Raw genomic sequence first — 23,255 nt, forward strand, 5'->3', positions numbered from 1 at the left:
CCCACCACAGACCGGGACCACCGATGCGCCGCGCATCGGTGGTCTCGTCGTGTTCCCCCGCGCGTCCCAGCCCGGCCCGGTCGCGTACGGCCCGGTCGCGTACGGCCCGCGGGAACGGCGAGGTCCGCGAACCGGCGAGGCCGGGGAAGATCCAGGTCAGGGAACGCGAAACGGCGGAGGTGGTCACCTCCGCCGCTTGGAACGCTCGCCGGTTACGCCGTGGCCACCGGAGCCGCCGCGGCCGGGATCAGGTCGCCGCCGGCCGCAAGGACCGAGTACGGGTCCTCCATCTCGTACCAGCCGAGGCCCGGCGGGCAGCGGTCGTAGCCGAGGAGCCGCCGCACCTCCTCCGGGTAGGCCAGCACCGCCTCCTTCGGCACCGCAAGGTACTGGTTCTCCTCCTGGCGGAGGTTGCCGAGGTCCAGCGCGAGGGTCATGCCGGTGCGCGGGTTGTCGGTGGTGTTGCGCCCGCCGCCGTGGTAGACGCCGCCGAGCCAGATCAGGCCCGATCCGGCGGGCATCTCGGTCGGGAACGCCTCCGAGGCCTCGGGGGCGCGCTCGTCGTCCCAGTGATGGCTGCCCGGGATGACCAGCGTGCCGCCGTTCTCCGCGGTGAACTCGCTCATGGCGACCATCAACTGCACCCGGCTCGTCGGGCCGGGGTGGCGGCGCAGGTGCAGCGCGTCGTCCCGGTGCAGGGGCTGTTTGCCCTGGCCCGAGTGGATCTGGATCAGCTGGGTGCCGCTGATCTGGATGGTCGGGGTCATCTCCACCCGCGACTTGCCGATCCACATGGGCACCGGCTTCTGCATGATCTCGCGTGCGGCCCCGAGGTAGAGGCGCTGCGTCACTACGGGCGTCAGATGGGTCGTGCGGGCGAACAGCGACGACACCCGCCGGGTCCGCTTGCCGTTGTACCAGTCCTCACCGTAGGCGCAGGCGTCGAGGGCCGGCTGGAAGTCGTCCCACAGCGCGGCCAGCGTGGCGTCGTCGACGAAGTTCTCGACGATCACGCCTCCGTCGCGCTCCAGGATCTCAACGACCTCACCGAGGTCGGCATCGGGCTGCACCCGGATCAGGCCCGCCATCGGGACCACCTTTCCTCACAGAGTTGTTCGTACGGCCGTGCGGCGGCCAGGCTCCCGCACGGCCGTCACGGATGTCCCGTGCGGCGCGGTCACGCCCTCGACGGGTTGCCGGCCTTCGCGACGACGGTGCGGATGAAGCCCGCGAGGTCCGGGTCCTCCTCGAAGATGTCGCCGACCTCGACCCAGATGCCGAGCTCGCCCTCGACCCGCGAGGCGAGCCGGTTCGCCGAGATCGACTCGCCGTTCAGCTCGAAGAACGTCTCGTCCTCGTGGCCGGCCGGCACCTGGAGGACGTCCCTCCAGATGGCCTCGACCTTCGCCTCGATCGTGGCGACGCTGAGCTCCCCGCTCTGCTCTGTACTCATTCGCTGTCCTCTCGCTTGCCTGGCAAGCCTTCTCGGTCGTTCAACGGTGTGTCGCGGTTGGTCAGGTCCATCGCACGGGCACGTCCGGGGCGGTCACCGTGCTCTCCAGCACCCGGTGGAACTCCGACGCCATGTCGATGATCGTGCTCTCGTCGAAGAGGTTGCTGTTGAAGCCGAGGGTGCCGACGATGTCGCCGGTGGAGTCGATCTCCAGGTGCCACATCGCGCCGTCCGGGATGTCGCCGCCCACGGCCTGCGACAGCAGCCGCCGGTGGATCTCGGAGTAGGTGAGGTCCCCGGCCGACTCGGAGGTGGCGAGCGGGGAGCGGAAGACCTGGAAGGCGCACACGGCGTGGTCGTCGGCGAACGAGGGAAGCATGAGCTCGGGCGCGACCCCCATGACCTCGGCGAAGGGGATGTCGTTGCTCCAGGCCTCGATGCAGGTGGCCCGGGTGCGCTCGACGGCCTCCCGGAAGGTGCCGCACCCCGCGAGGTCGACCCGCAGGGGGACGAAGTTGAAGAAGGATCCGACCGTGTCGTGGAACCGCATCTGGGCGCGACCGGAGGTGAACGTCGGGACCACGATGTCGGTGGTCCCCGTCGTCTTGCGGAGCAGCGTGGCGTAGACGGCGAGCAGCACCATGAAGGGCGAGCTGCGCGTGCTCTTGGAGATCTCGAGGACCTTGGCCGTCAGCTCGGCGGGCAGCCAGAAGCGGTGCCACGCCGTCGTCTTCGGAAGCCCGGCCGACCGCAGGTGGTCGGTGGGGGTGGCGAGGATGCTCCCGCCCGCCAGCTTTTCCCGCCAGTACTCGCGCTTCGTGTTCGCGGCGGCGCCGGCCTCGCTCGTCTGCCAGCGGGCGAACTCCTGGTACTGGGAAACTTCGGGAAGCTCCACCGCGTGCCCCGTGCGGGCCGCGTAGAAGCCGGCGAGGTCGCGCATGATCAGGCGCATGGACCACTCGTCGGCGGCCGTGTGGTGGGCGATCAGCACGAGGATCGAGTCGTCGTCGGCGAACCGGCCGAGCACCGCCTGCAGGAGGGGCAGCTCCCGGACGCCGTAGTCGCCGGTCTCGATCTCGACGAGCAGCTCCTCCGCGCGCAGCTCGCGCCCGTCGGGGGCGACGTCGGTGAAGTCGTGCGTGACCAGGATGGGAGAAGAGGGCGGGACGACCTTCTGGTACCTGTCGTCATCGTCCCTGACGATCAGCGTGCGGAGCGCCTCGTGGCGGGCCACGACGTCGTCCAGGGCGTCCTGCAGGATGCCGGCCTCGATCCTCCCGCTGACGCGCCAGCCGCACACGATGTTGTACTTGGGGCCGAACGGTCCCTCGTCCTCGCCCCTGTCGAAATTGAAGAGGAATTGCTGGTTGAAGGAGAGCGGAATTCGCTCCGCCACGTCGCTCGGTGTGTGCGGTGCCTCAGAAATGGTCATGATGCGCCACGTCCTCCTTCAGGTCCTCGTGCGAGATCGGCACCGCCGGGCTCGGTGCGTAAAGTCAATTCCCGGGGGAATCGGCCGGCTCGGGGTATCTCGTCCAGCCATATCGACTGTACAAACCCCGAGCCGGATTGCGGTTCTTCTGAAATGCCGAGTGACGCCGCGGATCAGCGCAGTTCGACGTTTGCGCTCACGGGCGCCTGGAGGAACTCCCCGCGGGACACCGCGGCGGCTATGACCTCGAGGTCGTCGGACATGTACCGGTCGTGGTCCAGGGTCGGCACCAGCGACCGGACGAGCTCGTAGGTGGCCTTGCCGACCGGGCTGAGCTGGTCGTACCGGCCGGACACGTCCACCGCCTGCGCCGCGGCGAGGAACTCCACGGCGAGGATGCGGTTGTTGTTCGACAGCACCCTGCGGGCGTTGCGGGCCGCGATGAGGCCCATGCTGACGACGTCCTGGTTGTCGCCGTTGGACGGGACGCTCTGGGTGCTGGCCGGGCCGATGGTCCGGTTCTCGGCGACCAGGGCCGTCGCCGGGTACTGCGCTCCGGCGAAGCCGCTGTTCAGGCCGGGGTCCCCCGCCACCAGGAACTCGGGGAGCCCGTCGCTGAGGTGACGGTTCAGCAGGCGGTTGGTGCGGCGCTCGGAGAACACCCCGAGCTGGGTGAGCGCGATGGTGACGTAGTCCATCGCGAACGCGATCGGCTGGCCGTGGAAGTTGGCGCCGTGGAAGATCTCCTCCCCGGCGAAGAACAGCGGGTTGTCGTTGGAGGAGTTCAGCTCGATCCTGAGTTTCTCCGCGGCGTGGTACAGGGTGTCCCTGACCGCGCCGACCACCTGCGGGATGGCGCGCAGCGTGTACGCCTTCTGGATGTACACCTCGGTACGGTGCACGCCGTCGCCCGACTTCTGCTCGGCCGCCTGCCGCCGGAGCTCGGCATGCTCCAGCGTGAGCCCGCTCCCCCGTATGAGCGCCCGCATGTTCGCCGCGGTGTCCATCTGGCCCTGGTGCGGGCGGGCGATGTCGTGCCCCTGGGACAGGAACGGGCTGGTCGAGCCGCGCAGGGTCTCGACCACGAGCGCCGTGACGATCTCGGCCTGCCGCACCTGGCTGAGGGCCCGGTCCACGACCAGGGACCCGACACCGGTCATGCCGGAGGTGCCGTTGATGAGCGACAGGCCCTCTTTGAAGCGGAGCTGCAGCGGCTCGATGCCGTGCTCCCGCAGGACCGCGCCGGTCTCCACCCGCTTGCCGTCGCGCAGGACGTACCCCTCGCCGATGAGCGTGGTGGCGACGTGGGCCAGCGTCGCGAGGTCGCCGCTGGCGCCCAGCGAGCCGATCTCCGGGATGGCCGGGGAGATCCCCAGGTTGAGGTACAGCGCGAGGCGTTCCAGCAGTTCGGGCCGGACCGCGGAGTAGCCCCTGGCGAGAGCGTTTAACCGGGCGGCGAGGATCGCCCTGGACTCGTCCTCGGCGAACAGCGGGCCGACGCCGGCGCTGTGGCTGCGCACCAGGTTGGTCTGGAGCTCGACCTCCTTGGAGGTGTCGACGAGCATGTAGATCATCTCGCCGTAACCCGTCGTCACACCGTAGACCGGGATGTTCTGGCGCACGGTGTCCTCGAACATCGCCCGGCTGGTGGCGGCCCTGGCCAGAGCCGCCGGGGCCACGGTGCACGTCGCCCAGTCCTCTGCGACCTTCCGGACATCGGCGATTTCCAGGCTCTCGCCATCGAAATCAACGGAGATCTCGGTTTCGACCAGAGTCACGTTTCTCACCCCATCATGGTTTGGGTAATTGCTTCTGTCGTTACGGCTTGCGGCTCAAGAAGAGCGGAGAGGCCGGCCGGTGTCGGATCGGCGTAGAAACGCGCGATCGGAACCGCCACGCCGAAGCGCCCGTGAATCCGATCAAGCAACACGGGGACGAGCAGGGAATGCCCGCCCGCCGCGAAGAAGGTGACGTCCGCGTCCGCCCGCTCGGTGCCGAGCAGCTCCGACCAGATCGCGGCGAGGTCGGTTTCCACGGGGGTCCGTGGCGGCGCGGGCGTGCGGGCGGTGGCGGGGGCCGGCAGCGCTGCCCGGTCCACCTTGCCGCCGACGTTGCGCGGAAGACGGTCCAGGGTTTTGAACGACACCGGCGGCATGGACTTGCCGAACCTCTGGCGCAGGGCGGCACGCCAGGAGTTCGCGGCGGCGTCAGGCGTACGGGGGACGACGTAGCCCACCAGGCGTCTGACCAGCCCGTCCGCGTCGGCCATCGCGACGACGGCGCACTCGGCCACCGACTCGTGCGCGGCCAGCGCCGCCTCGATGTCGGTCAGCTCCATGCGCGCGCCGTTGAACTTGACCTGGAAGTCCTTGCGCCCGCCGAACTCCAGGGAGCCGTCCCACCGCCGCCGGCCGAGGTCGCCGGTCCGGTAGGACCTGCGCCCGTCGTCGAAGCCGTTCAGGGGCAGGAAGGCGGACCGCTCCCCCGACGCCGCGCCGACGTACCCCGGCGTGATGTGCGGGCCGCGGATGACGATCTGCCCGGCGACCCCGGCCGGGCAGGGCCGGTCGTGCTCGTCCAGCACCAGGATCTGCCGCCCGGGGATCGGCCCGCCGATCGGCACCACGCCGTACACCGGGCCGGTGACCTCGTACCAGGTCGCCAGGATCGACTCGGTGGGGCCGTACAGGTTGACCAGCCGCAGCGCGGGCAGGGACGCGCGCAGCCCGTTGGCGAGCTCTCCGGCCAGCGGCTCTCCCGCCAGCAGGAGATGGCCGAGCGCCTCCAGCCCGTGCGCCGCGCCACCGGCGGTGATCACGCCGAGGAGCTGACGCGCGAAGCTGGGCACCGTCTGGAAGACCGTGATCCGCTCGTCCGCGAGCCAGGCGGCCATCTTCTCGGGGTTCGCCCGCGTGCGCTCGGGCACCGGGTACAGCGTCGCGCCCGCGACGAGCGCCGAGAATATCTCCACCAGGCTCGCGTCGTACGCCGGCGCCGCCCACTGGGCCACGCGGGAGCCGGGGCCGATGCCGAACTCCCCGGCGAACCATGTGACGAACTGCGCGAAACTGCCATGAGACTGCGCGATGCCCTTGGGCCTGCCGGTCGAGCCGGAGGTGTAGGCGACGTAGGCCCGCCCGGCAGTACCACCGGAGGACGGCACAGGGCCGGCGGGCGCCGGGCGGCCGGTGCCGAGAAGAGCGAGGTCCAGGATCCGGCCGTCCAGCTCGTCGCGGTACCACCGGGCCAGCTCGTCGCCGTCCGGCTCCCCGTCCAGCACCAGCGCGGCCGGCCGGATGTCGTCGAGCACGGCCTTGCCCCGCTCACCGGCGTCCCCGGTGCCGAGGCAGACCAGGTGCGCCCCGGCGTCGAGCACTCCGAGGAGCGTCGCGACCTGGCGTGGTCCCTGGGACATCCGCACCGCCACCGGCAGCCCCTCGACGCCGCCGAGCGCCGCCAGCGCGCCGGTGACGGCCGCCGCCCGCTCCTCGATCTCCCGGTAGGAAACGCCGTTCCCGTCCCACACCACCGCTAGGGCGTCCGGGTCCGTACGGGCGCGCAGGTGCACCAGCTCTTGGACCGGCCGGTCCGCGGGGGCGGCGGCCTCGATCAGGTCCGCCTCGCGCAGCGCGGCCCGGATGCGGTCCGGTCCATCCAGGGGGAGGGCGTCGACCGGCAGCCCGGGTTCCCGCAGCGCGGCGGCAAGCAGGGTGTGGAGCTGCCCGGCGATCAGCCGTGCCGACTCGGCGTCGAACAGGCTGTCGCGGTACTCCAGCGACCCGGTCACGGAGGGACCGGCCCGCTCGATCGTGAGGGTGAGATCGGTCCTGGCCGAGCCGCCGCCTCCCAGGCACCGGACCGTCGTCCCGGGCAGCCTCAGGCCGCGCTCGGGTGACTCCTCGAACACGAACATGACGTCGCCCAGGGGAACCCGGTAGGGGTCACGGTCCACGTTGAGCGCCCGCACCAGCTCGTCGAAGGGCAGTTCCCGGTGCTCGAAGGCCTCCTCCGCCGCCCGCGCCGTCCTGCCGAGCAGCTCGCGGAACGCCGGGCGTCCCGACAGGTCGGCGCGCAGCACCAGCAGGTTGGCGAAGGACCCGGCGACGTCGTCGAACCCGGGCCCGGGGCGCGTCGTCGCCGGTACCACGACCACCGGCCGCTCCTCGCGGCCGTACCTGCCCAGCAGGCACTGGAACGCCGCGAGCAGGGCGACCATCGGCGTGGTCCCCTCCTGCCGGCACAGCTTGGCGAGGGCACCGCCCAGCTCCTCGCCCCAGTCGAAGCGCACGACCCGGCCGTGGGACGACGGGCCCGGCGGCCGTGCCCGGTCCACCGGCAGCGCGGGTGGCGCCGGGGAAGGTGACAGCGCCCGCGTCGCCCGGTCCAGCAGGAGGCGGAACTCCGGACTGGACAGGCGGTCGCGCTCAAGGCCGGCATAGTCCGCGTACTGGCGCGGCGGGTCCGGCAGCGCGTCTCCGGCCGGGCGGCCGGCCACGACCGCGGCGTAGCAGGCGGAGATCTGGTTGACCAGGATCGACATCGACCGCTCGTCGGCCACCGCCTGGTGGCACACGAGCACCACGGCGTGCGGCCGGTCGCCCCGCCGATCCCGCGAGGGGGCCGGCCGCGCGACGGCCAGCCAGGCGAGCGGCCCCCTCGCCAGGTCGAACGGCGTGGCCGCCTGCTCGGCGCACCACCGCTCGGCCTGCTGGGCGAGCGTGCCGAGATCGGTGAACGAGACGGCGGCCTCGCCCACGGCGGCGATCTCCTGGACGGGCCGTCCGCCCGCCTCGACCAGAGTGGTCCTGAGGATCTCGTGCCGGCGGGTCACCTCGCGCCAGGCGGCGCCCAGGGCCTCGATGTCCAGCTCGCCGGTCACCAGGTAGGCCCTGGACAGGTTGTGCGCCGGCGAACCGGGGACCAGCCTGTCCAGGAACCACGCGCGGTCCTGCGCGCGCGATGTCACGGCCCGCCGAGCGTGGGACCCACGGGTACGAGATGCCTCAGTCACTCAGGTTTCCCTTCGAGGTTCGGCGGGCTGAGACGACCTTCAGAGGGAGGGGACCTTCGCCTTCTCCCCGGTCCAGGTCCAGTGGCCCTTCGCCTCCCGGACCTTGGTCAGGCCCGCCGCCGCCAGCAGCACGCGCAGGAGGAACTTCGGCTTCATCAGCGTCTCGGGCCGGTCCACCTGGCCGGCGACGCGGAAGTAGGCCGCGGTGACCCTGCTGTCGCGGGCGCCCGCCCGGTAGATGAGGTTGGTCATCACCTGCCGCATGCGGACCGCGAAGGTGCGCTCGCCCTCGACGCCGGGGAAGCCGAGGTCGACGGCGTGGGTGACCTCCCACGGCGGGTCGATGACGTCGCGCGCGAGGTCGCGGAAGTACTGGAGCGGCTGCGGGGCGGCGCCGCTGTGCAGGTGGCCGCGCATGACGAGAGCCGACATCGCCGCCACCGTCATCCCACCGGCGTAGATCGGGTTGAAGCAGGTGACGGCGTCGCCGACCACCAGCAGGCCGTCGGGGAAGCGGTCCATGTCCTCGTACCGGCGCCGCAGGGTGGTCGGGAAGCGGAACGCGGTCGGCTCGTCGAGCGGCTCGGCGGCGATGACGGCCTCGTAGATCTCGGGGATGCCGAGCGACTTGACGAAGTCGTAGTAGCCCTGCTGGTCGGTCGGCGGGTGGTCACCGAGGATGCCGTAGACCGTGAGCTCGACGCGGCCGCCGTCCGTCTTGGTGAAGATCGCGCCGCGCGGCAGCTTGGGGTGCGCGATGGTGTTGATCGACAGGTCGCCATCGTAGGGGTCGGTGCGCAGCCGGTAGTGCTGGGTGCCGTAGCCGAGACCGATCTTCTTGCGGTCCTCCACGACCCGCTGGTAGCCGAGGTCCTCCAGCCAGATGGGGGTGCGGGAGCCGCGGCCGGTGGCGTCGACGACGAGGTCGGCGTCGAGCACATCCTCGGCGCCCTCACCGTCGAGGTTCTGCACGCGGACACCGGTGATCTTGCTGCGCTCCGGCGTGGCGACCAGGCCGAGGATGTCGTGCCGCTCCAGGAAGATCACGTTGCCGAGGGCCTGCGTCCTCCGGCGGACGTGCTTCTCCAGCATCGGCCGGCTGGCGGCGACGCAGATCATGCCGGCGGGCTGCTGCCTGAGGTGCTTGCCGAGGGCGTACCAGCGGACGGTGCCGGCCAGGTCGCCCTGGGGGGTGCCGTCCTCGAAGATCTCGGTGGTGATCCCCGGGTACATCTCTTCCATGGCCATCTGGCCGCGGGTCATCAGGCCGTTGATGTGCTTTCCCTGCGGGCAGCCGCGTCGCGGTCCCGCCACGTCGATCAGCTCGTCGCGGTCGACGATGACCACTTCGTCGTAGGCATCGGCGAGCACTCTGGCCGCGAACAGTCCGGCAAGGCTTCCACCGAGCACCACCGCGCGGGTATTGGCGTCGTTGCCCATCGTGTCATCTCCTCGAAATTCCGTATTCTTCAGGCATCGTCTAGGCGGTGGTCGGTAACCGGTGCCGGTTCTTTTCCTGATGACCACCAGCGTCGTATGGATTTCACGCCGGCCTTGGTCGGTATCTGCTCTGGCGGCGGAGCGTGCCGGCCGGAAATATTCCGGCAAGGCGCCGGGATCGTATGCGGCCCCGGTCGGCCGGTACATGGGACGACGACCGCGGACGGGGTCGCATGGTCTTCACATCTCACCGTGGTCACGAAGGATCCAGGCCGATCCGCAGGTCGGAGGGGGTGATGACGGCCGCCGTCGTACCCTTCCGGCTCATCACGGTTCGCCGGCGACGACGCTAGCCACGGTCAAGAGACACGAAAGGCTCCTTCCTTCACCTGTTCAGCGAGAAACAGTCGATCCGCCGATCAGCACCGCTACATCGTCACGTCCTGCCACTCCGTGCCGCATCTTTCGGAATGCTTTACTGGACGCCTTCACGGGCGCGGGAAGAGATATCGCGGGAGCCCGGAACAAGAGCGCAATTCAGGAGATGTGATCGCGCGGCGGCGAATGTGACGCTGACCGCATGACCGAGTTTGAGGGTAAGACCGTACTGATCACCGGTGGTGGCAGCGGCATGGGCCTGGCCACCGCACGACGGCTCGTGGCCGACGGAGCCAACGTCGTCCTCGCCGGACGCGACAAGGACCGCCTCGATGCGGCGGCCAAGGACCTCGACGCCGGAGACCGCGTGCTGACCGTGGTCGCCGACGTCTCCGCCACCGAGGACCTCGACCGGCTCATGGCCGAGATCGAGCAGCGCTTCGGGCGCCTGAACGGCGTCTTCGCCAACGCGGGGATCGCCCTGTTCGGGATGAGCGCGCAGGCCACCGAGGCCGACTTCGACCACATCAACGGCATCAACTTCAAGGGTGTGTACTTCACCATCCAGAAGGCGGTGCCACTGCTGGAGGAGGGCTCCTCCATCGTCATCAACGGGTCCTGGCTCGCCCACCGCGGGCTGGCCTTCACCTCGATCTACGCCGCCACCAAGGCCGCCGTGATCAACCTGACCCGCACCCTCGCGCCGGACCTCGGCACCCGGGGCATCAGGGTCAACGCCGTCAGCCCCGGCTACATCGTCACCGACATGTTCACCGCCATCTCCAGCACCGAAGAGGCGCAGGAGCAGTGCCGCAGCCAGGTGGCGCTGGGCCGGCTGGGCAGCGCCGACGACGTGGCCGACGCCGCCGCCTTCCTGCTCTCCTCCCGCTCGTCGTACATCACCGGCCAGGAGATCGCCGTCGACGGCGGCCTGACCACCTCCGTCGCCCTCTGACCCGCTTCGGGCAGTACTTCCAGAAGCTCCCCCGTACGAACGCATTGCCGCGATGGGCAGGATGGGCCTCTCCGGCCCGCCCTGCCCATCGCCGCCGGCTCAGCCTCTCCTGAGCACGCCCGGCCGCTGATGCGCGCCGCGGCCATTACGCCTTGAACATGGCGTCTTCCCCACCCTGAGCCCCGATACATCGGAGGTATCGCGAGGGCTCAGACGGCGATCGCGGCTGGTAGCAGGCTATTGTCCTCCCAGCTGCATGATTTTGGGCCATCATGGGGGATTTTGTTGATCCAACAGCCTGTCTGTTAGGTATTGACGTTGGAAGACATCCAATGTTAACTGCGCCTGACAGCCTGGAAACGGAACTGTGCGGCGTCCCGGCGGGAGACATCGCCGTTCCGTATCGGGTCTGCGCCATCCAACACCCCCTCGGCACTGCTCCGTGCGGCGACGGCCGCAGTGAAGGCGAGGGCGGCCCGCCGCGGGAGAGGAAGACCATGCTGAAGAGGCTGTTACGTAGCCTGCCTCCGTTGACGCTCGCCGTAGGCCTGCTGGCCGTCGGCGCGGCCCCGCCGACCCTGGCCTCGACCACCGACGCCGCGTTCGACCAGGCCGCCGGGGCGCTCAACGTCGACTACGCGGGATACCTGTCGAAGCACGACGTCGTGTACAACCGGCCCAACACCAATCCGAACTACGGCCTGACCGTCGGCAACGGCCGCACGGGCGCCATGGTGTGGAACCAGAACGGGCTGACGATGCAGGTGTCGGGCGTCGACCTGTCACAGCAGTCCGCGTTCGCCGCCGGTCTCGTGAACCTGTACTCCAACCCCGGGATGGACACCGGGTACACGAACTACCAGCAGCGGCTGTCGCTGTACGACGGGACCCTGACCACCAAGTACGACTCCAACCGGACCGTCACCATCCTCGGGTCGCCCAACTCCGAGGTCATGGGCATCCACGTCGACGACACCCGCGGCGGGGTGTCGAGCGTGGCCATGGACCTGAGCATGTGGGATCCGGCCACCGTCACCAACAGCGGCGACGTACCCGACCTGAACACCTGGAAGACGATCTCCACCTATGCCGACTCCGCGAGCGCCGGGCTGAGCAGAGGGCAGACCGACGCCAACGGGTTCGGCTACACCCTGGCCGCCACCGTCGAGGGCGCCGGCTTCACCACCCAGGTCGTCGACGGCAGGAAGGTACGGCTGAACATCACGCCTACCTCCAGCTACACGATCTGGATCACCGCCTCCAGCCGGATCAACGCGCCCAACCGCGACTCGGTGGCCCAGGCCCGCAACCAGCTCTCCTCGGTCAAGAGCACCGGGTACGCCACCACGTACACCAACTACCGCAACTGGTGGCACTCGTTCTGGAACAAGTCGTTCGTCCAGTACTCCAACGGCTCCCGCGACGCGGACTACATGGAGAACGTCTACTACCTGAGCACCTACATGATCGCGGCCGGGGGCTACGGGAACTACCCGCTGCACTTCATCAACGGGGTGTTCCGCGCCACCCAGGACCAGACCAAGTGGAGCAACGCCTACTGGTACTGGAACCAGCGGGACGTCTACAACTCGTTCCTGGCCTCCAACCACACCGACCTGATGGACGGCTTCAACAAGCTCTACAGCCGCAACTACAGCGCGCTGAAGGCGTACACGCAGACCAGGTACGGCGTGGACGGGCTGTGGGTGCCGGAGACGATGGGCTGGGACGGCAACGCGCGCGGCACCGTCGGCAGCGACTACACCAAGAACATCCTGTCGACCGGCTACGAGGCCGCGTACAACATGTACCTGCGCTACCGGTACACCAACGACGCCAACTACCTGCGCGACGTCGCCTACCCCTACATGCGTGAGACGGCGAAGTTCTACTCGGCCATGCTGTCGTACGACAGTGCGAGCAACACCTACTACATGGCCAACTCCAACTCCCACGAGACGTACTGGAACGTCCGCAACGCCATCACCGACCTCGCCGCCGTGCGGAGCATCTTCCCGCTGACCATCCAGGCCAGTCAGCAGCTCGGACTGGACAGCGGCCTGCGCGCCGGCTGGCAGAACGTGCTGGACCACCTGGTGCCCTACCAGGTCGCCAACGGCGCCTACCAGCCGCACCAGCCGCCGATCTCGCAGACCAGGAACAACGAGAACGTCTCGGCCGAGCTGATCTGGCCCTACAACATCACGGGCATCGGCTACCCCGACTACCAGACCGCGGTCAACACATGGAACCAGCGGCCCTTCCCCTACGGCAACGTGTGGTCCAACGACGCGGTGCAGGCGGCCCGGCTCGGCCTCGGCGACCAGGCGTACCAGGGCATGAAGACGATGCTGCAGAAGTACCAGAACTACCCCAACGGCATGACCAACAACACCAACGGCGTCTTCGAGTACCTCGGCGTGCACCTGTCGGCGCTCAACGAGTCGCTCATGCAGAGCTACAACGACAAGATCCGGGTGTTCCCGGCGGTGCCGGGCGACTCCTCCTTCGTCGGGAAGTTCACGCTCCTCGCCAAGGACGGCTTCCTCGTCAGCTCCGAGCGCGAGGCGGGCGAGGTCAAGTACGTCGGGCTCAAGAGCCTGTACGGCAAGCAGGCCACGGTGGTCAATCCCTGGGGCACCCAGCAGGTGCGCGTGCGCCGTACCTCGGACAACGCCATCCTGACCACCGCCTCCAGCGCCGAGATCACCTTCGCCACCGCGGCGAACACGGTCTACGTCGTGGAGCGCACGGCCAAGCCGCTCAGCTCGTACTCCTCGGTCAGGCTCACCGGCGCCGCCAACCAGAGCGCCAAGACGCTGAGCGGCACCGCCTCGGCCCTCGGCATCGGGGCCACGGGTAACGCGCTGGTGAACGACACCGAGCTGACCTACGACGCCAACTGGTACCACACGACCGCGAGGGGCTACGGCGACTACAACGACGACACCCACCACACCAACACGGTGGGGGCGACGGCCCAGTACACCTTCACCGGGACCGGCATCGAGTACCTCTCGGAGCGCAACGGTGACATGGGCAACGTGGACGTCTACCTCGACAACGCCCTGCAGACCAACGTGAACCTCTACGTCGCCGGCGCCAGGCAGGCCCAGCAGGTGGTCTTCAGCAAGTCGGGGCTCTCCAGCGGCCAGCACACCATCAAGATCGTCAACAAGGCCACCGCCGTCGGCATGGTGGACGCCCTGCGCGTCCTCACCGGGACGTCCGGGACCCCGACGGTCAGCCTGCGGTCCAAGGCCAACAACCAGTACGTCACGGCGCCCACCGGCTCTCCGCTGATCGCGAGCAAGACCAGCGTGGGAACCGCCGAGCAGTTCGAGCGCGTGGACCTCGGCGGCGGCAACATCGCGCTCAAGGCCAGGGGCAACGGCCAGTTCGTGAGCGCCGAGAACGCCGGCGCCGGCGCGCTGATCGCCAACCGCCCCACGGCCGGCTCGTGGGAGACCTTCCAGCTGATCAACAACCCCGACGGCACGGTCAGTCTCAAAGCGCAGGTAAACGGCAATTACGTCTGCGCCGACGGCGGCGGCGCCCAGCCGCTCATCGCCAACCGCACCGCCATCGGCCCCTGGGAGTCGTTCGACCTCATCAGCAACTGACATGACCACGCTCCGGGGCGCACGCCGAGCGCCCCGGAGCGTGCCGGTTCAGTGCCGTACGGCTGTGCTGGTTCAGTTCCGCACGGCCGTGATGAAGGCGAAGCTGCCGGGTCCGGAGGCGTCCTGCACGGTCATCCCCGCGTCGGCCAGCCACCGCGTGACCTCGTCCAGCTCGAAGAGCAGCATCCCCTCGACACGGCTGGGGAAGTAGTGCGAGGCCTGGAAGTACCGGGCGATCGGGTCGGAGTCGAACAGGAAGGTCATCAGCGTGAAGGTGCCGCCCGGCCGCAGGACCCGGCCCACCTCGGCGATGGCCTTGGCGGCGTCGTCGGGGAAGGCGTGCAGGGCGTTCCAGCAGTTCACCGCGCCCATGGTGGCGTCGCCGAACGGGATGTCGAGCGCGCTGCCACGGACCGCGGGCACCTCGGGCAGCTTGCCGCGCAGCACCGTCAGCATCGGCAGGCCCATGTCGAGGGCGATCAGCCGGTCCTGGCCGACCGTCTCGGCCACCACGGTCGTCCACCTGCCCGCGCCCGCCGCGACGTCGAGCACCGGGCCGTCCACCGGGCGTATGTGCTGGGCCACGTAGGCGTCCTCGTCCGCGAGGGTGACCGCGCCGCCCCAGTTTCCCCCCGCGATCCGCAGGAACGCCGGCCGCAGCACGGACTCGTAGTAGACGCCCAGGCTGGGCATCTCCGCCAGCTTCGACAGCAGGTTCGCGGTCGCGTCGTCCGGGACGTCCGCCGCCGACTCGCTCACGCCCTCCGACAGGTCGAGGATGCCGCGCGCGAGCGGGTACCGGGTCGAGCAGGCGTCGCACCGGACGATGTCGTGGTCGAAGTCGAGCGGGCCGCTGCAGGACGTGCAGCGGAAGGCGTCCGCGTGGCGGGCGAACAGCTCGGTCCCGGAGTCGGCGGGAGCCGGGGGCACCGCGGCGGGCGCGGCGGCGTCGCCGGGCGAGACCGCTCCGCCGGCCACCACGGGGGCGCCGAACCGCACCGCGAAGTACGCCTTCGCACCCGAGTAGCCGAGCAGGGTCCGGGTGTCGTTCTCCCAGTTGGTGGTGATCTGCGCGGGGGTGAGGGTCGCGACCCACTCCTGGTTGAACGCGCGCTCGTCGTCGGTCATCTGCCACACCGACGGCGAGGGCCACAGGGCGCCGAGGTCGGGGGCGTCGAGGTCGAGCGTGCGCAGGGCGCGGTCGAGCCTGCTCTGGTCGCCCGGGTCCAGGTTCAGGTGCTCGACGGCGGCCAGGATGCGGTCGCGGTCGCCGGGGAAGTGCGACAGGAGGTAGAGCAGGGCGAGCGTCAGCGGGCGCCCCTTCACCGCGTCGCCCACCAGTTCGAGGTACCGGTCGAGGCCCTGCCGCACCGCCGTGGCGACCTCACCGTCGACGGCGGGGTACTCGGCCTCGGCGAGCAGGGCGAGCAGGATGATCACGTAGCCCTTGCGGTCGTCGCCGGCCCGGTCCAGGTACGCCACGAGAGCGGGTGTCGCCGCCAGCGCCTCGTCCGTCAGCTCGCCGTCGATCCACAGCGCGCCGACCAGCCGCTGGTACTCCGTGTGGAGGTCGTCGGGCCCGGCGTCGGTGAAATCTTCCAGCAGATCCGCGACGGTCAGCTGCGTGGTGGAAACACTCATGTGCGCGTCCTTTCACGAAAGGTAAGACAGGCTTGGTCCGCACTCGACAGGCGGTGTGCGACGACCGCGCCCAAGGTGCAATGACGGCCGGCCGCTTCGGTCCCGGCTCACTCCGCGCTCGTCCGGCGAGATATCCGTTTTACAAAATCCTCGCACCGGCGCCCGCCCGCGTCTTCTCCGAGCGTGCTTACCGGCATTTCGCCCGGGGCTCGTCACGGCGCCTCACCGGGAGCACAGCAACCATAGAGATGCGGCCGGGCCATGCGGCGAACACCATGGGCTCATCGCGGGCGTTCTCGCTTTCGGTAGAGCGTGTTCGGTTTTCGGTACGGCGTGTGAGGCCAGTCGATTGGAGTGTCGGATTAATGACCAGGGATTTGATCGACCCAGCGGATATCGGCACGCACTACGACGAGCGCTCTCCCATCGGAGACGAGTTCCGCAACGGTCAGCTGCACATGTGGTACTGGTTCGACAACGAGGACGACACTCCGCTCAAGGACGCCGTCCACCGGATCAGCCGCAAGGTGACCGACACCCTCGGCCTGCGCCCCGGCGAGCGCGTGCTGGACGCCGGATGCGGGCCGGGCGAGACGGCCGTCTACCTGGCCAAGAACTTCGGCGTGCACGTCACCGGCATCACGGTGAGCGCCTTCGAGATCGACAAGGCCAACGAGCGGGCCGCGGCCACCGGCGTGAGCGACCTGGTGAGCTTCGAATACGGCGACTACATGAACCTGTCCTACCCGGACGGCTCGTTCGACGCCGTGCTCGCGCTGGAGTCGCTGCAGAACGCCCAGGACCTCGGCCAGGTGCTGCGGGAGCTGTACCGGGTGCTACGCCCGGGGGGCCGCATCTCGTTCTCCGACTTCAGCCTGGAGTCGGCGGCCGAGCCCGCGAGGGTTGAGAAGTTCATGGACACCCTCAAGCTCCGCGAGCTGCCCACGCTGGCGGAGTGGATCGAGCACGCGCTGAGCGCGGGGTTCGAGGTAGAGGAGTACACCCAGTGCGGTCCGAGGGTGTTCGGCAAGAAGTCGAAGTACATCAAGTCCGCGATGGACCAGAGGGACACGATCGTCGAGAAGTTCGGCGAGGAGGCCCTGGCGGAGTTCTCGCGTAGGCACCTGGGCTTCTTCGCCCCGAGGAAGGACCAGATCGGCTACGTGATCCTCTCCGCCCGCAAGCCGCTGCGCTGACGTCCCCTCCAGCTCGCGCCCGGGAACCTCGTCCCCCCATGCCCGGCGCGCGGGGGGCACGGTGATGACCGCGGTCGTCGACGCCCGCGGTCCGTCGCATCCCCCCATCGAGCGAACCAGCGGAGCCGCACATGAGCACAGAGCCATTGAACGGGCCCGAGCGGACCTCGGAGTTCTACGACGTCTCCAACCTGATCCTTGTGGAGCTGTGGAACGAGAACTTCCACCACGGGTACTGGCTCTCGGAGGACGACGAGAGCTCCAACCAGGTCGCCACCGACCGCCTGACCGACCTGCTCATCGAGAAGTCGGGGCTCGGGCAGGGCGGCAGAGTGCTGGACGTGGGGTGCGGCATCGGCACCTCGACCTTCCGGCTGGCGGAGTCGACGCCGGCCGAGATCGTCGGCATCTCCAACAACCAGTCGCAGATCGACGAGGCCAACCGCCGTGCGCGGGCCAGAGGCCTGGACCACCGGGTGAGCTTCGAGAACGCCGACGTGCTGGCGCTGCCCTACGCCGACGGGTCCTTCGACGTCGTGTGGGTCTTCGAGGCCCTGATGCACATGGACCGCGTCCCGACCCTGCGCGAGATCCGCCGCGTGCTGCGCCCGGGTGGCCGCGTCGTCGTCACCGACCTGCTCCAGCACGGTCCGTTGAGCGAGGACGCCAGGCGCACCGTGGAAACGCACATGGAGGAGATGCTGTCCGGCTCCCTGCTGGAGCAGGAGGCCTACCGCGCGCTGGTCGCCGAGTCCGGCCTTGAGGTGGTCGAGCTGACCGACATCAGCGAGCACACCAAGAAGACGGCCTGGCGGGTGTACGACGCGGTGAACGAGCGTCACGACGAGATGGTCGAGCGGTACGGCCAGGAGGTCTCCGGCCTGCTGGAGGTCTTCCGCAACCCGGTCGGGCTGCTCCCGCAGGTGGGCTACCTCATCGCCGTCGCCCGCAGGCCTGCCTGACGCAAAGCTCTGCCGGCCGTGCCCAGCTTCTTCGGTGGGCACGGCCGGCAGGGTATTCGCGGCCTCAGTGCTCGTCGGCAATGCCGAAGTGCGCCTTGGCGAGCTCGCGTTTGGCGATGGTGGACAGGAAGACCGCGAAGCCGGCGTGGCTGTGGAACATGGACATGTCACGCCAGACCCGCTCGATGCGCTCCCCCTCGCGGACGGCGCTGGAGCCGGCGGTGGGGAACAGGAAGTTCTCGACCGCGTGCCAGCAGAGCTTCACCACCTCGTGGCAGATCGCGGCGATCCGCAGCTCCTGCTCCTTGGTGACCGCCGCCGCGCCCTGGGCCGTGGCCTCGCCCCACTGCTGGACGGCGTTGAAGACGGCCGCCTGCCCGGTGGCGATCATGCCGGCCGCCTCGCCGTACCAGAACTGGTAGTCCGGGGCCTCGGCGCGGGTCATGGTCGGGGGGAACGCGGTGGTGCGGGTGCGCATCAGCTCCTCGTACGCGTCCAACGCGCCGAGCGCCATCCCCACGGCGAGGATCGCGTCCTCGATGACCATGAAACTGAGCTGGCCGCCGCCGTACAGGGGGTTGTCGTGCAGGTCGCGCCCGGGGGTACCGTCGGTGACGGTGACCTGGCTGACGTGCACGGGGAGGGTGTAGCGGGCCGGGACCAGCCCGTTCTCCATGACGATGCTGTGCGAGCCGCTGCCCTTGAGGCCGAGCTGCCCGCCCCAGTCGTTAAGGCGCCTCCACTGGCTGCGCGGGGCGACGAACAGCATCGGCGCCGGCGGCTCCCCCTCGGCGGGGGACACCAGCGTGTGGCCGATGAAGTGGGTGGCGTACGGCGAGCCGGAGCAGTATCTCCAGGTGCCGCTGAGCAGCCAGTCGCCGTCGGGGGTGCGCTCGGTGGTGCCGCTCGGCATCACCGTGGCGGGGCAGATGAAGTCGCCGTCCTCGAACAGCTCGGCCTGCGCCCGCTCGCCGAACAGCGAGGCGGCCATGAGCGCGTGCGCGTGTCCCAGGCAGTACATCCAGCCGGTCGAGGGGCACCCCCGGGTGAGGGCCATCGTCACCCGCATGAAGGTCTCGACGCCGAACTCGTAGCCGCCGTAACGCCGCGGGACGAGGATCCGGTAGAAGCCGGCCTTCAGGAACTCCTCGTGGGTGTCCGGCGCGTAGAACGTACGTTCCTCGGTCTCGGCCTGGCGGGCGACCAGCGTCGGTGCGATGGCCTCGGCCCGCGCGATGATCTCTGCGGGCGTGAGCCCGGGCTCTGGCGGGAAGACGACTCCGTACTCGGAAACATTCGTGGCTACTGCCATCGCTGCGCAGGTCCTTATCTCGAATGGGTGACGGGGACAGTGGCCCGTGACTTCTCCGCGTGCGCGGCGACGCCGCGCACGTGCGGCGGCTCACCGTCCATGACGCGTCCGTCACCACCGGCCCGCCGTCCCCAGGAGGCGACGATTCCTTCCGGACGGGGAAGACGCACCCCCGAAATGGTGGCGGTCATCCGGTCGCACGGCCTTTTCCGCACATCCGGCCTTACGACCAAGCCTCACTCGCACCGGCCGGGCGGGGCATCTCCTGGAATGCGCTGTGCCTTTTCCCGCGTGCCGCCCGGGAAACACCGCATTTTGGGAAATGCGCGGGGTCCCCCGGGATGCAAAGGTCAAGACCTGCCGATCGATGCAGGGCGGCTCCCTGACCACGCGACAACAGCCGGGGACGCCCGTCGATCGGCCTGAGCCGGCCAGAACGTGAGAAGGTGCGTCAAATTGGTGGAGTTGTCGAAACCCGTCGGGTCCCGTCCCGTACCCCTGCCGTCCCGGCTTCCGTCGCTGACCGGAATGCGGTTCATCTCCGCAGCCATGGTGTTCCTGACCCACGCCCTGGGCGCCAACCTGTTCGCCTCCGCCGATTTCACCAACACGTACTCGATGCTGGTCATCCAGGGCGGCTGGGCGGCGGTCTGCTACTTCTTCATCCTCAGTGGCTTCGTCCTCACCTACGCCCAGCGCGCCTCGGACACCCCGAGGACGTTCCTGCGGCGCCGCTTCCTGAAGATCTACCCGAACTACGCGATCACCCTCATCGCCGCCCTGATCCTGGTCGCCGTGGTGGCCAAGACGGCCATCGACGGCAAGGTCGCGCTGGTGCACTTCCTGCTGCTGCAGTCGTACTTCCCCACGATGGACATCAGGATCGCCTTCAACTCGCCGGCCTGGTCGCTGTCATGTGAGGCGCTGTTCTATCTGTGCTTCCCGCTGCTGGCCCGCTACATCGGCCGGATCCGGCCCGAGCGGCTCTGGGCGTGGGCGGGCGTCGTCGTGGCGGCGATCTTCGCGGTCCCGCTGCTGTCCATGCTGCTGCCCAGCCAGCCGCCCATCCCCGGCTTCGGCATGACCGAGTCGGAGATGTGGTTCGTCATGCAGTTCCCGCCGACCCGCATGCTGGAGTTCATCTTCGGCATGGTCCTGGCCCGGATCGTGATGACCGGCAGGAAGCTCCCGATGGGCCTCGGCGGCTCGCTGGCGCTCGGCATCGCGCTGTACGCGCTGTCGCCGCTCTTCCCGCTGAGCTACAACGTGGTCGCCACCTCGATCGTCCCCCTCGGCCTGATCATCGCCGCCGGGGCCGTCGCGGACGCCAAGGGCAACACGAACTGGATCGGCAGCCGCCCCATGGTCAAGCTGGGCGAGTGGTCGTACGCCTTCTACATGTGGCACTACCTGATCCTGATCTACGCCCGCCAGTGGTTCGGCTCGCCCAAGGGCTGGAGCACGCCGGTCGGGTTCCTCATGCTCGGCGTGCTGTTCGCGATCACGCTCGGCCTGTCGTGGCTGCTGTTCAACCTGGTCGAGGATCCGATCATGAAGCGCTTCGCCTCGTCGAAGCGCCGCCCCCGTTCCGGCGCGCTTCCCCCGCCCCCCATCGAGGGCCCGCCCGCCGACGCTTCCGAGGCACCCGTCCAGTCCGCCACCCCGTCCGCATCGACGGCACCGACCCCCGCACCCTGACCGTCCCCACCACAGGCAACCCCCCCGGCCGCCGGCACTCACCACCGGCGGCCGCACGCACGCGCCAGGTCAGATGCTGCGAAGGACCGAGACCACGATGCCCAGCACCACTGAGTCGTCACCGTCGATGATGTCGTAGGCGGGGTTGCGTGGTTCGAGGTAGATGTGCCCGTCGCGCCGACGGTACACCTTGACGGTGGCCTCGCCATCGATCATCGCGGCGACGATCTGGCCCGAGTGCGCTTCGGGCTGCTGCCGTACCACCACGATGTCGCCATCGCAGATCGCGGCGTCGATCATCGAATCGCCCCGTACACGCAGACCGAACACACTGCCGCGCCCGGTGAGGTCGCGGGGCAGGGTCAGCATGTCGTCCACGTGCTGTTCGGCCACGATGGGACTGCCCGCGGCGATGTCTCCGACCACGGGCACGGTCACCAAGCCGGCGGCCGGTTCCGGCGCCGAGCCTCGCAGGAACAGACGCACGTCGATCGGCCGGGTCATCGTCGTGCCCCGGCGGAGGAACCCCTTGTCCTCCAGGCTCTTCAGGTGTTTCGACACCGATGAGGACGACCGCAGCCCGACCGCGTCGCCGATCTGGCGTGTGCTCGGCGGATACCCGTACCTGACCACCCAGTCTTGGATCGTCGCCAGGATCCGCTGCTGGCGCTGCGGCAGTGAGGAGAAGTCCAGGTACTCGAAGCTGTCAGGATCGTCGTAGGTGGTCACCTGCGAAATGCTAGAGGCCGGAGCCTTTGTGTGGGCGGCTTGATCCCCTCGCGGCCGCCACGTTGTAGGCCACGTACAGGCCCAGCGCGATCGGGGTCGCGGCGAGGTGCCCGCCGCGACCAGCGGGACTTCTCGCGAGCGAGGATGGTCTGACCTCGCATGCGGTTCGCTACGCGATCGCGTTGTCTGGAGAGTCCAGCCAGACGTGTTGGCCTTCGGGGGTGACCGTCATCCCGAACCGGGCTTTGGATGGCGTGCCCCAGGAGACCCACCGCAGATAGGCGGCCTCCACCTCGTCCCACAGATCGCGCGGTCCCCGCTGGAGGACCGCCACGGCCTTGTAATCGGGCGCGTAGTGCACTTGGGCGTCGGAATCCTCCGACCACAGTGACAGGTGGAATTCGCCGCCCTCCTGGTCCGCATGTGCGCCGTACACCTCCGGCAACAGTCCAGCCACGGCTATATCGGCCCCGGTGGAGGTACGCACCACCCGACGCGGATCGAGGTGCGTCGAGGACTTCCGGTAGCTTCCCTCAAGCTGGGGGAGATCCCATCGCTGTGACCGAAGCAGCATGAACCCGACGCCACCGTAGAACCTTCCAACGGCCGTGCCGTCTCCGGCCGCGGTGAGCACGGTCAGGTAGCCGCCTTCCCACCGGGGCGTCCACGGGAGCACGATCACCCCACCGGGACGGGTCTGTTCCACCCAGGCGTACGGCACCTCACACACGCCACAGGTGACATGTATGCGGTCGTATGGCGCGCCCTCGGCCCATCCCACAGCGCCGTCCCCTTGAACCAGCCGAGGCGCGTGTCCGGCCCTTCTCAGGTTCTCGGTCGCCGTGGAGAGCACAGCCTGATCGATTTCGATACTGGTCACATTCTCGTCTCCAAGTCGATGCGCCAGTAATCCCGCCGTCCAGCCCGTGCCCGTGCCGATCTCCAGGACTTCATCGCCGTCAAAGGGATCGAGCAATCCCAAGGCTGCCGCCACGACGACCGGCGAGGACGACGAAGAGGTGTAGTCACCTTTCCCTTCCGCTATTTCGGTCGCACCGTCGTCGAGCTGCGTGATGATCGCCGCATTGGAATATACGGCGTCCATCCACGCCTCGGGATCGGCTCCCCGGTCAATGAGATGGCCAGGGCCGTCGACAGCATCGCACCATGCTCTGTCGGGGACGAACATGTGACGCGGCACAGCGTGAAACACGCCCCGCCAACTCTCATCCAGGTCTGTCAGTCGATCAGCGAGGGCGGTGATGCGCTGATCAACGCTCACTTCTTCCCCGGCTTCTCATGCTGGCCGGGCTGGTCGGGACGGGCTCCATCCGAGTTCGGTTTCGGCTTCTCCACCGGCTTGTCCGATGGCTTGTCGCCGTCGTGCTTGCCCATTGATTGATCGCCTTCCGTCCGCGCTCTTCT

15 protein-coding genes are annotated in these 23,255 nt (G+C 69.0%); 5 read left to right on the top strand and 10 right to left on the bottom strand.

The genetic code is table 11. The features are described from left to right. Positions 1–212: 212 nt before the first annotated feature. From AB0O34_RS09090 to AB0O34_RS09115, 6 genes are all read right to left on the bottom strand, one after another. Positions 213–1,088, bottom strand: coding sequence for a phytanoyl-CoA dioxygenase family protein (locus AB0O34_RS09090; RefSeq protein WP_363914311.1), 876 nt, complete (start codon positions 1,086–1,088; stop codon positions 213–215). 89 nt (positions 1,089–1,177) lie between these two features. Then, entirely contained in the window at positions 1,178–1,453 is a 276-nt protein-coding gene (locus AB0O34_RS09095; protein WP_363914313.1) for a phosphopantetheine-binding protein, read from the bottom strand. Positions 1,454–1,514: 61 nt separating this feature from the next. After that, on the bottom strand, positions 1,515–2,885 hold the full coding sequence (locus AB0O34_RS09100; RefSeq protein ID WP_363914315.1) for a condensation domain-containing protein: 1,371 nt from the start codon (positions 2,883–2,885) through the stop codon (positions 1,515–1,517). Positions 2,886–3,058: 173 nt separating this feature from the next. Continuing rightward, entirely contained in the window at positions 3,059–4,663 is a 1,605-nt protein-coding gene (cmdF, locus tag AB0O34_RS09105; protein ID WP_363914317.1) for a tyrosine 2,3-aminomutase, read from the bottom strand. Between the two features lie 5 nt (positions 4,664–4,668). After that, complete coding sequence (locus AB0O34_RS09110; RefSeq protein WP_363914319.1) at positions 4,669–7,851, bottom strand: AMP-binding protein; 3,183 nt, start codon at positions 7,849–7,851, stop codon at positions 4,669–4,671. 84 nt (positions 7,852–7,935) lie between these two features. Further along, positions 7,936–9,336, bottom strand: coding sequence for an FAD-dependent monooxygenase (locus tag AB0O34_RS09115; protein ID WP_363914321.1), 1,401 nt, complete (start codon positions 9,334–9,336; stop codon positions 7,936–7,938). 580 nt (positions 9,337–9,916) lie between these two features. Here AB0O34_RS09115 and AB0O34_RS09120 point away from each other — a divergent pair. Together AB0O34_RS09120 and AB0O34_RS09125 are read left to right on the top strand one after the other, a co-directional pair. Continuing rightward, on the top strand, positions 9,917–10,669 hold the full coding sequence (locus AB0O34_RS09120; protein ID WP_363914323.1) for a glucose 1-dehydrogenase: 753 nt from the start codon (positions 9,917–9,919) through the stop codon (positions 10,667–10,669). Positions 10,670–11,166: 497 nt separating this feature from the next. Next, the gene (locus tag AB0O34_RS09125) at positions 11,167–14,292 is read left to right on the top strand and encodes a hypothetical protein (RefSeq protein WP_363914325.1); all 3,126 of its coding nucleotides are present in this window, start codon (positions 11,167–11,169) and stop codon (positions 14,290–14,292) included. Positions 14,293–14,364: 72 nt separating this feature from the next. On the opposite strand, the gene AB0O34_RS09130 is transcribed toward AB0O34_RS09125, so the two are convergent. Beyond that, positions 14,365–15,933, bottom strand: coding sequence for a methyltransferase domain-containing protein (locus AB0O34_RS09130; protein WP_363914327.1), 1,569 nt, complete (start codon positions 15,931–15,933; stop codon positions 14,365–14,367). 365 nt (positions 15,934–16,298) lie between these two features. Between AB0O34_RS09130 and AB0O34_RS09135 the strand changes: the two genes are divergently transcribed. Together AB0O34_RS09135 and AB0O34_RS09140 are read left to right on the top strand one after the other, a co-directional pair. Then, positions 16,299–17,129 (top strand): methyltransferase domain-containing protein, encoded by an 831-nt coding sequence (locus AB0O34_RS09135; RefSeq protein ID WP_363914329.1) that lies wholly within the window; start codon positions 16,299–16,301, stop codon positions 17,127–17,129. A 131-nt stretch (positions 17,130–17,260) separates the two neighbouring features. After that, complete coding sequence (locus AB0O34_RS09140; protein ID WP_363914331.1) at positions 17,261–18,091, top strand: methyltransferase domain-containing protein; 831 nt, start codon at positions 17,261–17,263, stop codon at positions 18,089–18,091. A gap of 64 nt (positions 18,092–18,155) precedes the next feature. Here the strand turns inward: AB0O34_RS09140 and AB0O34_RS09145 are convergent, their stop codons facing one another. Further along, positions 18,156–19,403 (bottom strand): acyl-CoA dehydrogenase family protein, encoded by a 1,248-nt coding sequence (locus AB0O34_RS09145; protein ID WP_363914333.1) that lies wholly within the window; start codon positions 19,401–19,403, stop codon positions 18,156–18,158. A gap of 459 nt (positions 19,404–19,862) precedes the next feature. Here AB0O34_RS09145 and AB0O34_RS09150 point away from each other — a divergent pair, with 459 nt between their 5' ends. Continuing rightward, positions 19,863–21,101 carry an acyltransferase gene (locus AB0O34_RS09150; protein WP_363914335.1) on the top strand — a complete coding sequence of 413 codons (1,239 nt, stop codon included), beginning with the start codon at positions 19,863–19,865 and terminating at the stop codon, positions 21,099–21,101. A 69-nt stretch (positions 21,102–21,170) separates the two neighbouring features. Here the strand turns inward: AB0O34_RS09150 and lexA are convergent, their stop codons facing one another. Next, positions 21,171–21,830 (bottom strand): transcriptional repressor LexA, encoded by a 660-nt coding sequence (gene lexA / locus AB0O34_RS09155; protein ID WP_363914337.1) that lies wholly within the window; start codon positions 21,828–21,830, stop codon positions 21,171–21,173. 169 nt (positions 21,831–21,999) lie between these two features. Then, positions 22,000–23,112, bottom strand: a complete 1,113-nt coding sequence (locus tag AB0O34_RS09160) for a methyltransferase domain-containing protein (protein ID WP_363914339.1) — start codon at positions 23,110–23,112, stop codon at positions 22,000–22,002. Positions 23,113–23,255: the final 143 nt, after the last annotated feature.

Origin of the sequence: Sphaerisporangium sp. NPDC088356, from assembly GCF_040685555.1 — a bacterium.
In the GTDB taxonomy this organism is placed as follows: Bacteria; Actinomycetota; Actinomycetes; order Streptosporangiales; family Streptosporangiaceae; genus Sphaerisporangium.

What these genes read in the sequence shown, in the direction of transcription:
- AB0O34_RS09090 (WP_363914311.1), bottom strand. Translation starts at nt 1,088, where the DNA reads ATGGCGGGCCTGATCCGGGTGCAGCCCGATGCCGACCTCGGTGAGGTC.
- AB0O34_RS09095 (WP_363914313.1), bottom strand. Translation starts at nt 1,453, where the DNA reads ATGAGTACAGAGCAGAGCGGGGAGCTCAGCGTCGCCACGATCGAGGCG.
- AB0O34_RS09100 (WP_363914315.1), bottom strand. Translation starts at nt 2,885, where the DNA reads ATGACCATTTCTGAGGCACCGCACACACCGAGCGACGTGGCGGAGCGA.
- AB0O34_RS09115 (WP_363914321.1), bottom strand. Translation starts at nt 9,336, where the DNA reads ATGGGCAACGACGCCAATACCCGCGCGGTGGTGCTCGGTGGAAGCCTT.
- AB0O34_RS09120 (WP_363914323.1), top strand. Translation starts at nt 9,917, where the DNA reads ATGACCGAGTTTGAGGGTAAGACCGTACTGATCACCGGTGGTGGCAGC.
- AB0O34_RS09125 (WP_363914325.1), top strand. Translation starts at nt 11,167, where the DNA reads ATGCTGAAGAGGCTGTTACGTAGCCTGCCTCCGTTGACGCTCGCCGTA.
- AB0O34_RS09130 (WP_363914327.1), bottom strand. Translation starts at nt 15,933, where the DNA reads ATGAGTGTTTCCACCACGCAGCTGACCGTCGCGGATCTGCTGGAAGAT.
- AB0O34_RS09135 (WP_363914329.1), top strand. Translation starts at nt 16,299, where the DNA reads ATGACCAGGGATTTGATCGACCCAGCGGATATCGGCACGCACTACGAC.
- AB0O34_RS09140 (WP_363914331.1), top strand. Translation starts at nt 17,261, where the DNA reads ATGAGCACAGAGCCATTGAACGGGCCCGAGCGGACCTCGGAGTTCTAC.
- AB0O34_RS09145 (WP_363914333.1), bottom strand. Translation starts at nt 19,403, where the DNA reads ATGGCAGTAGCCACGAATGTTTCCGAGTACGGAGTCGTCTTCCCGCCA.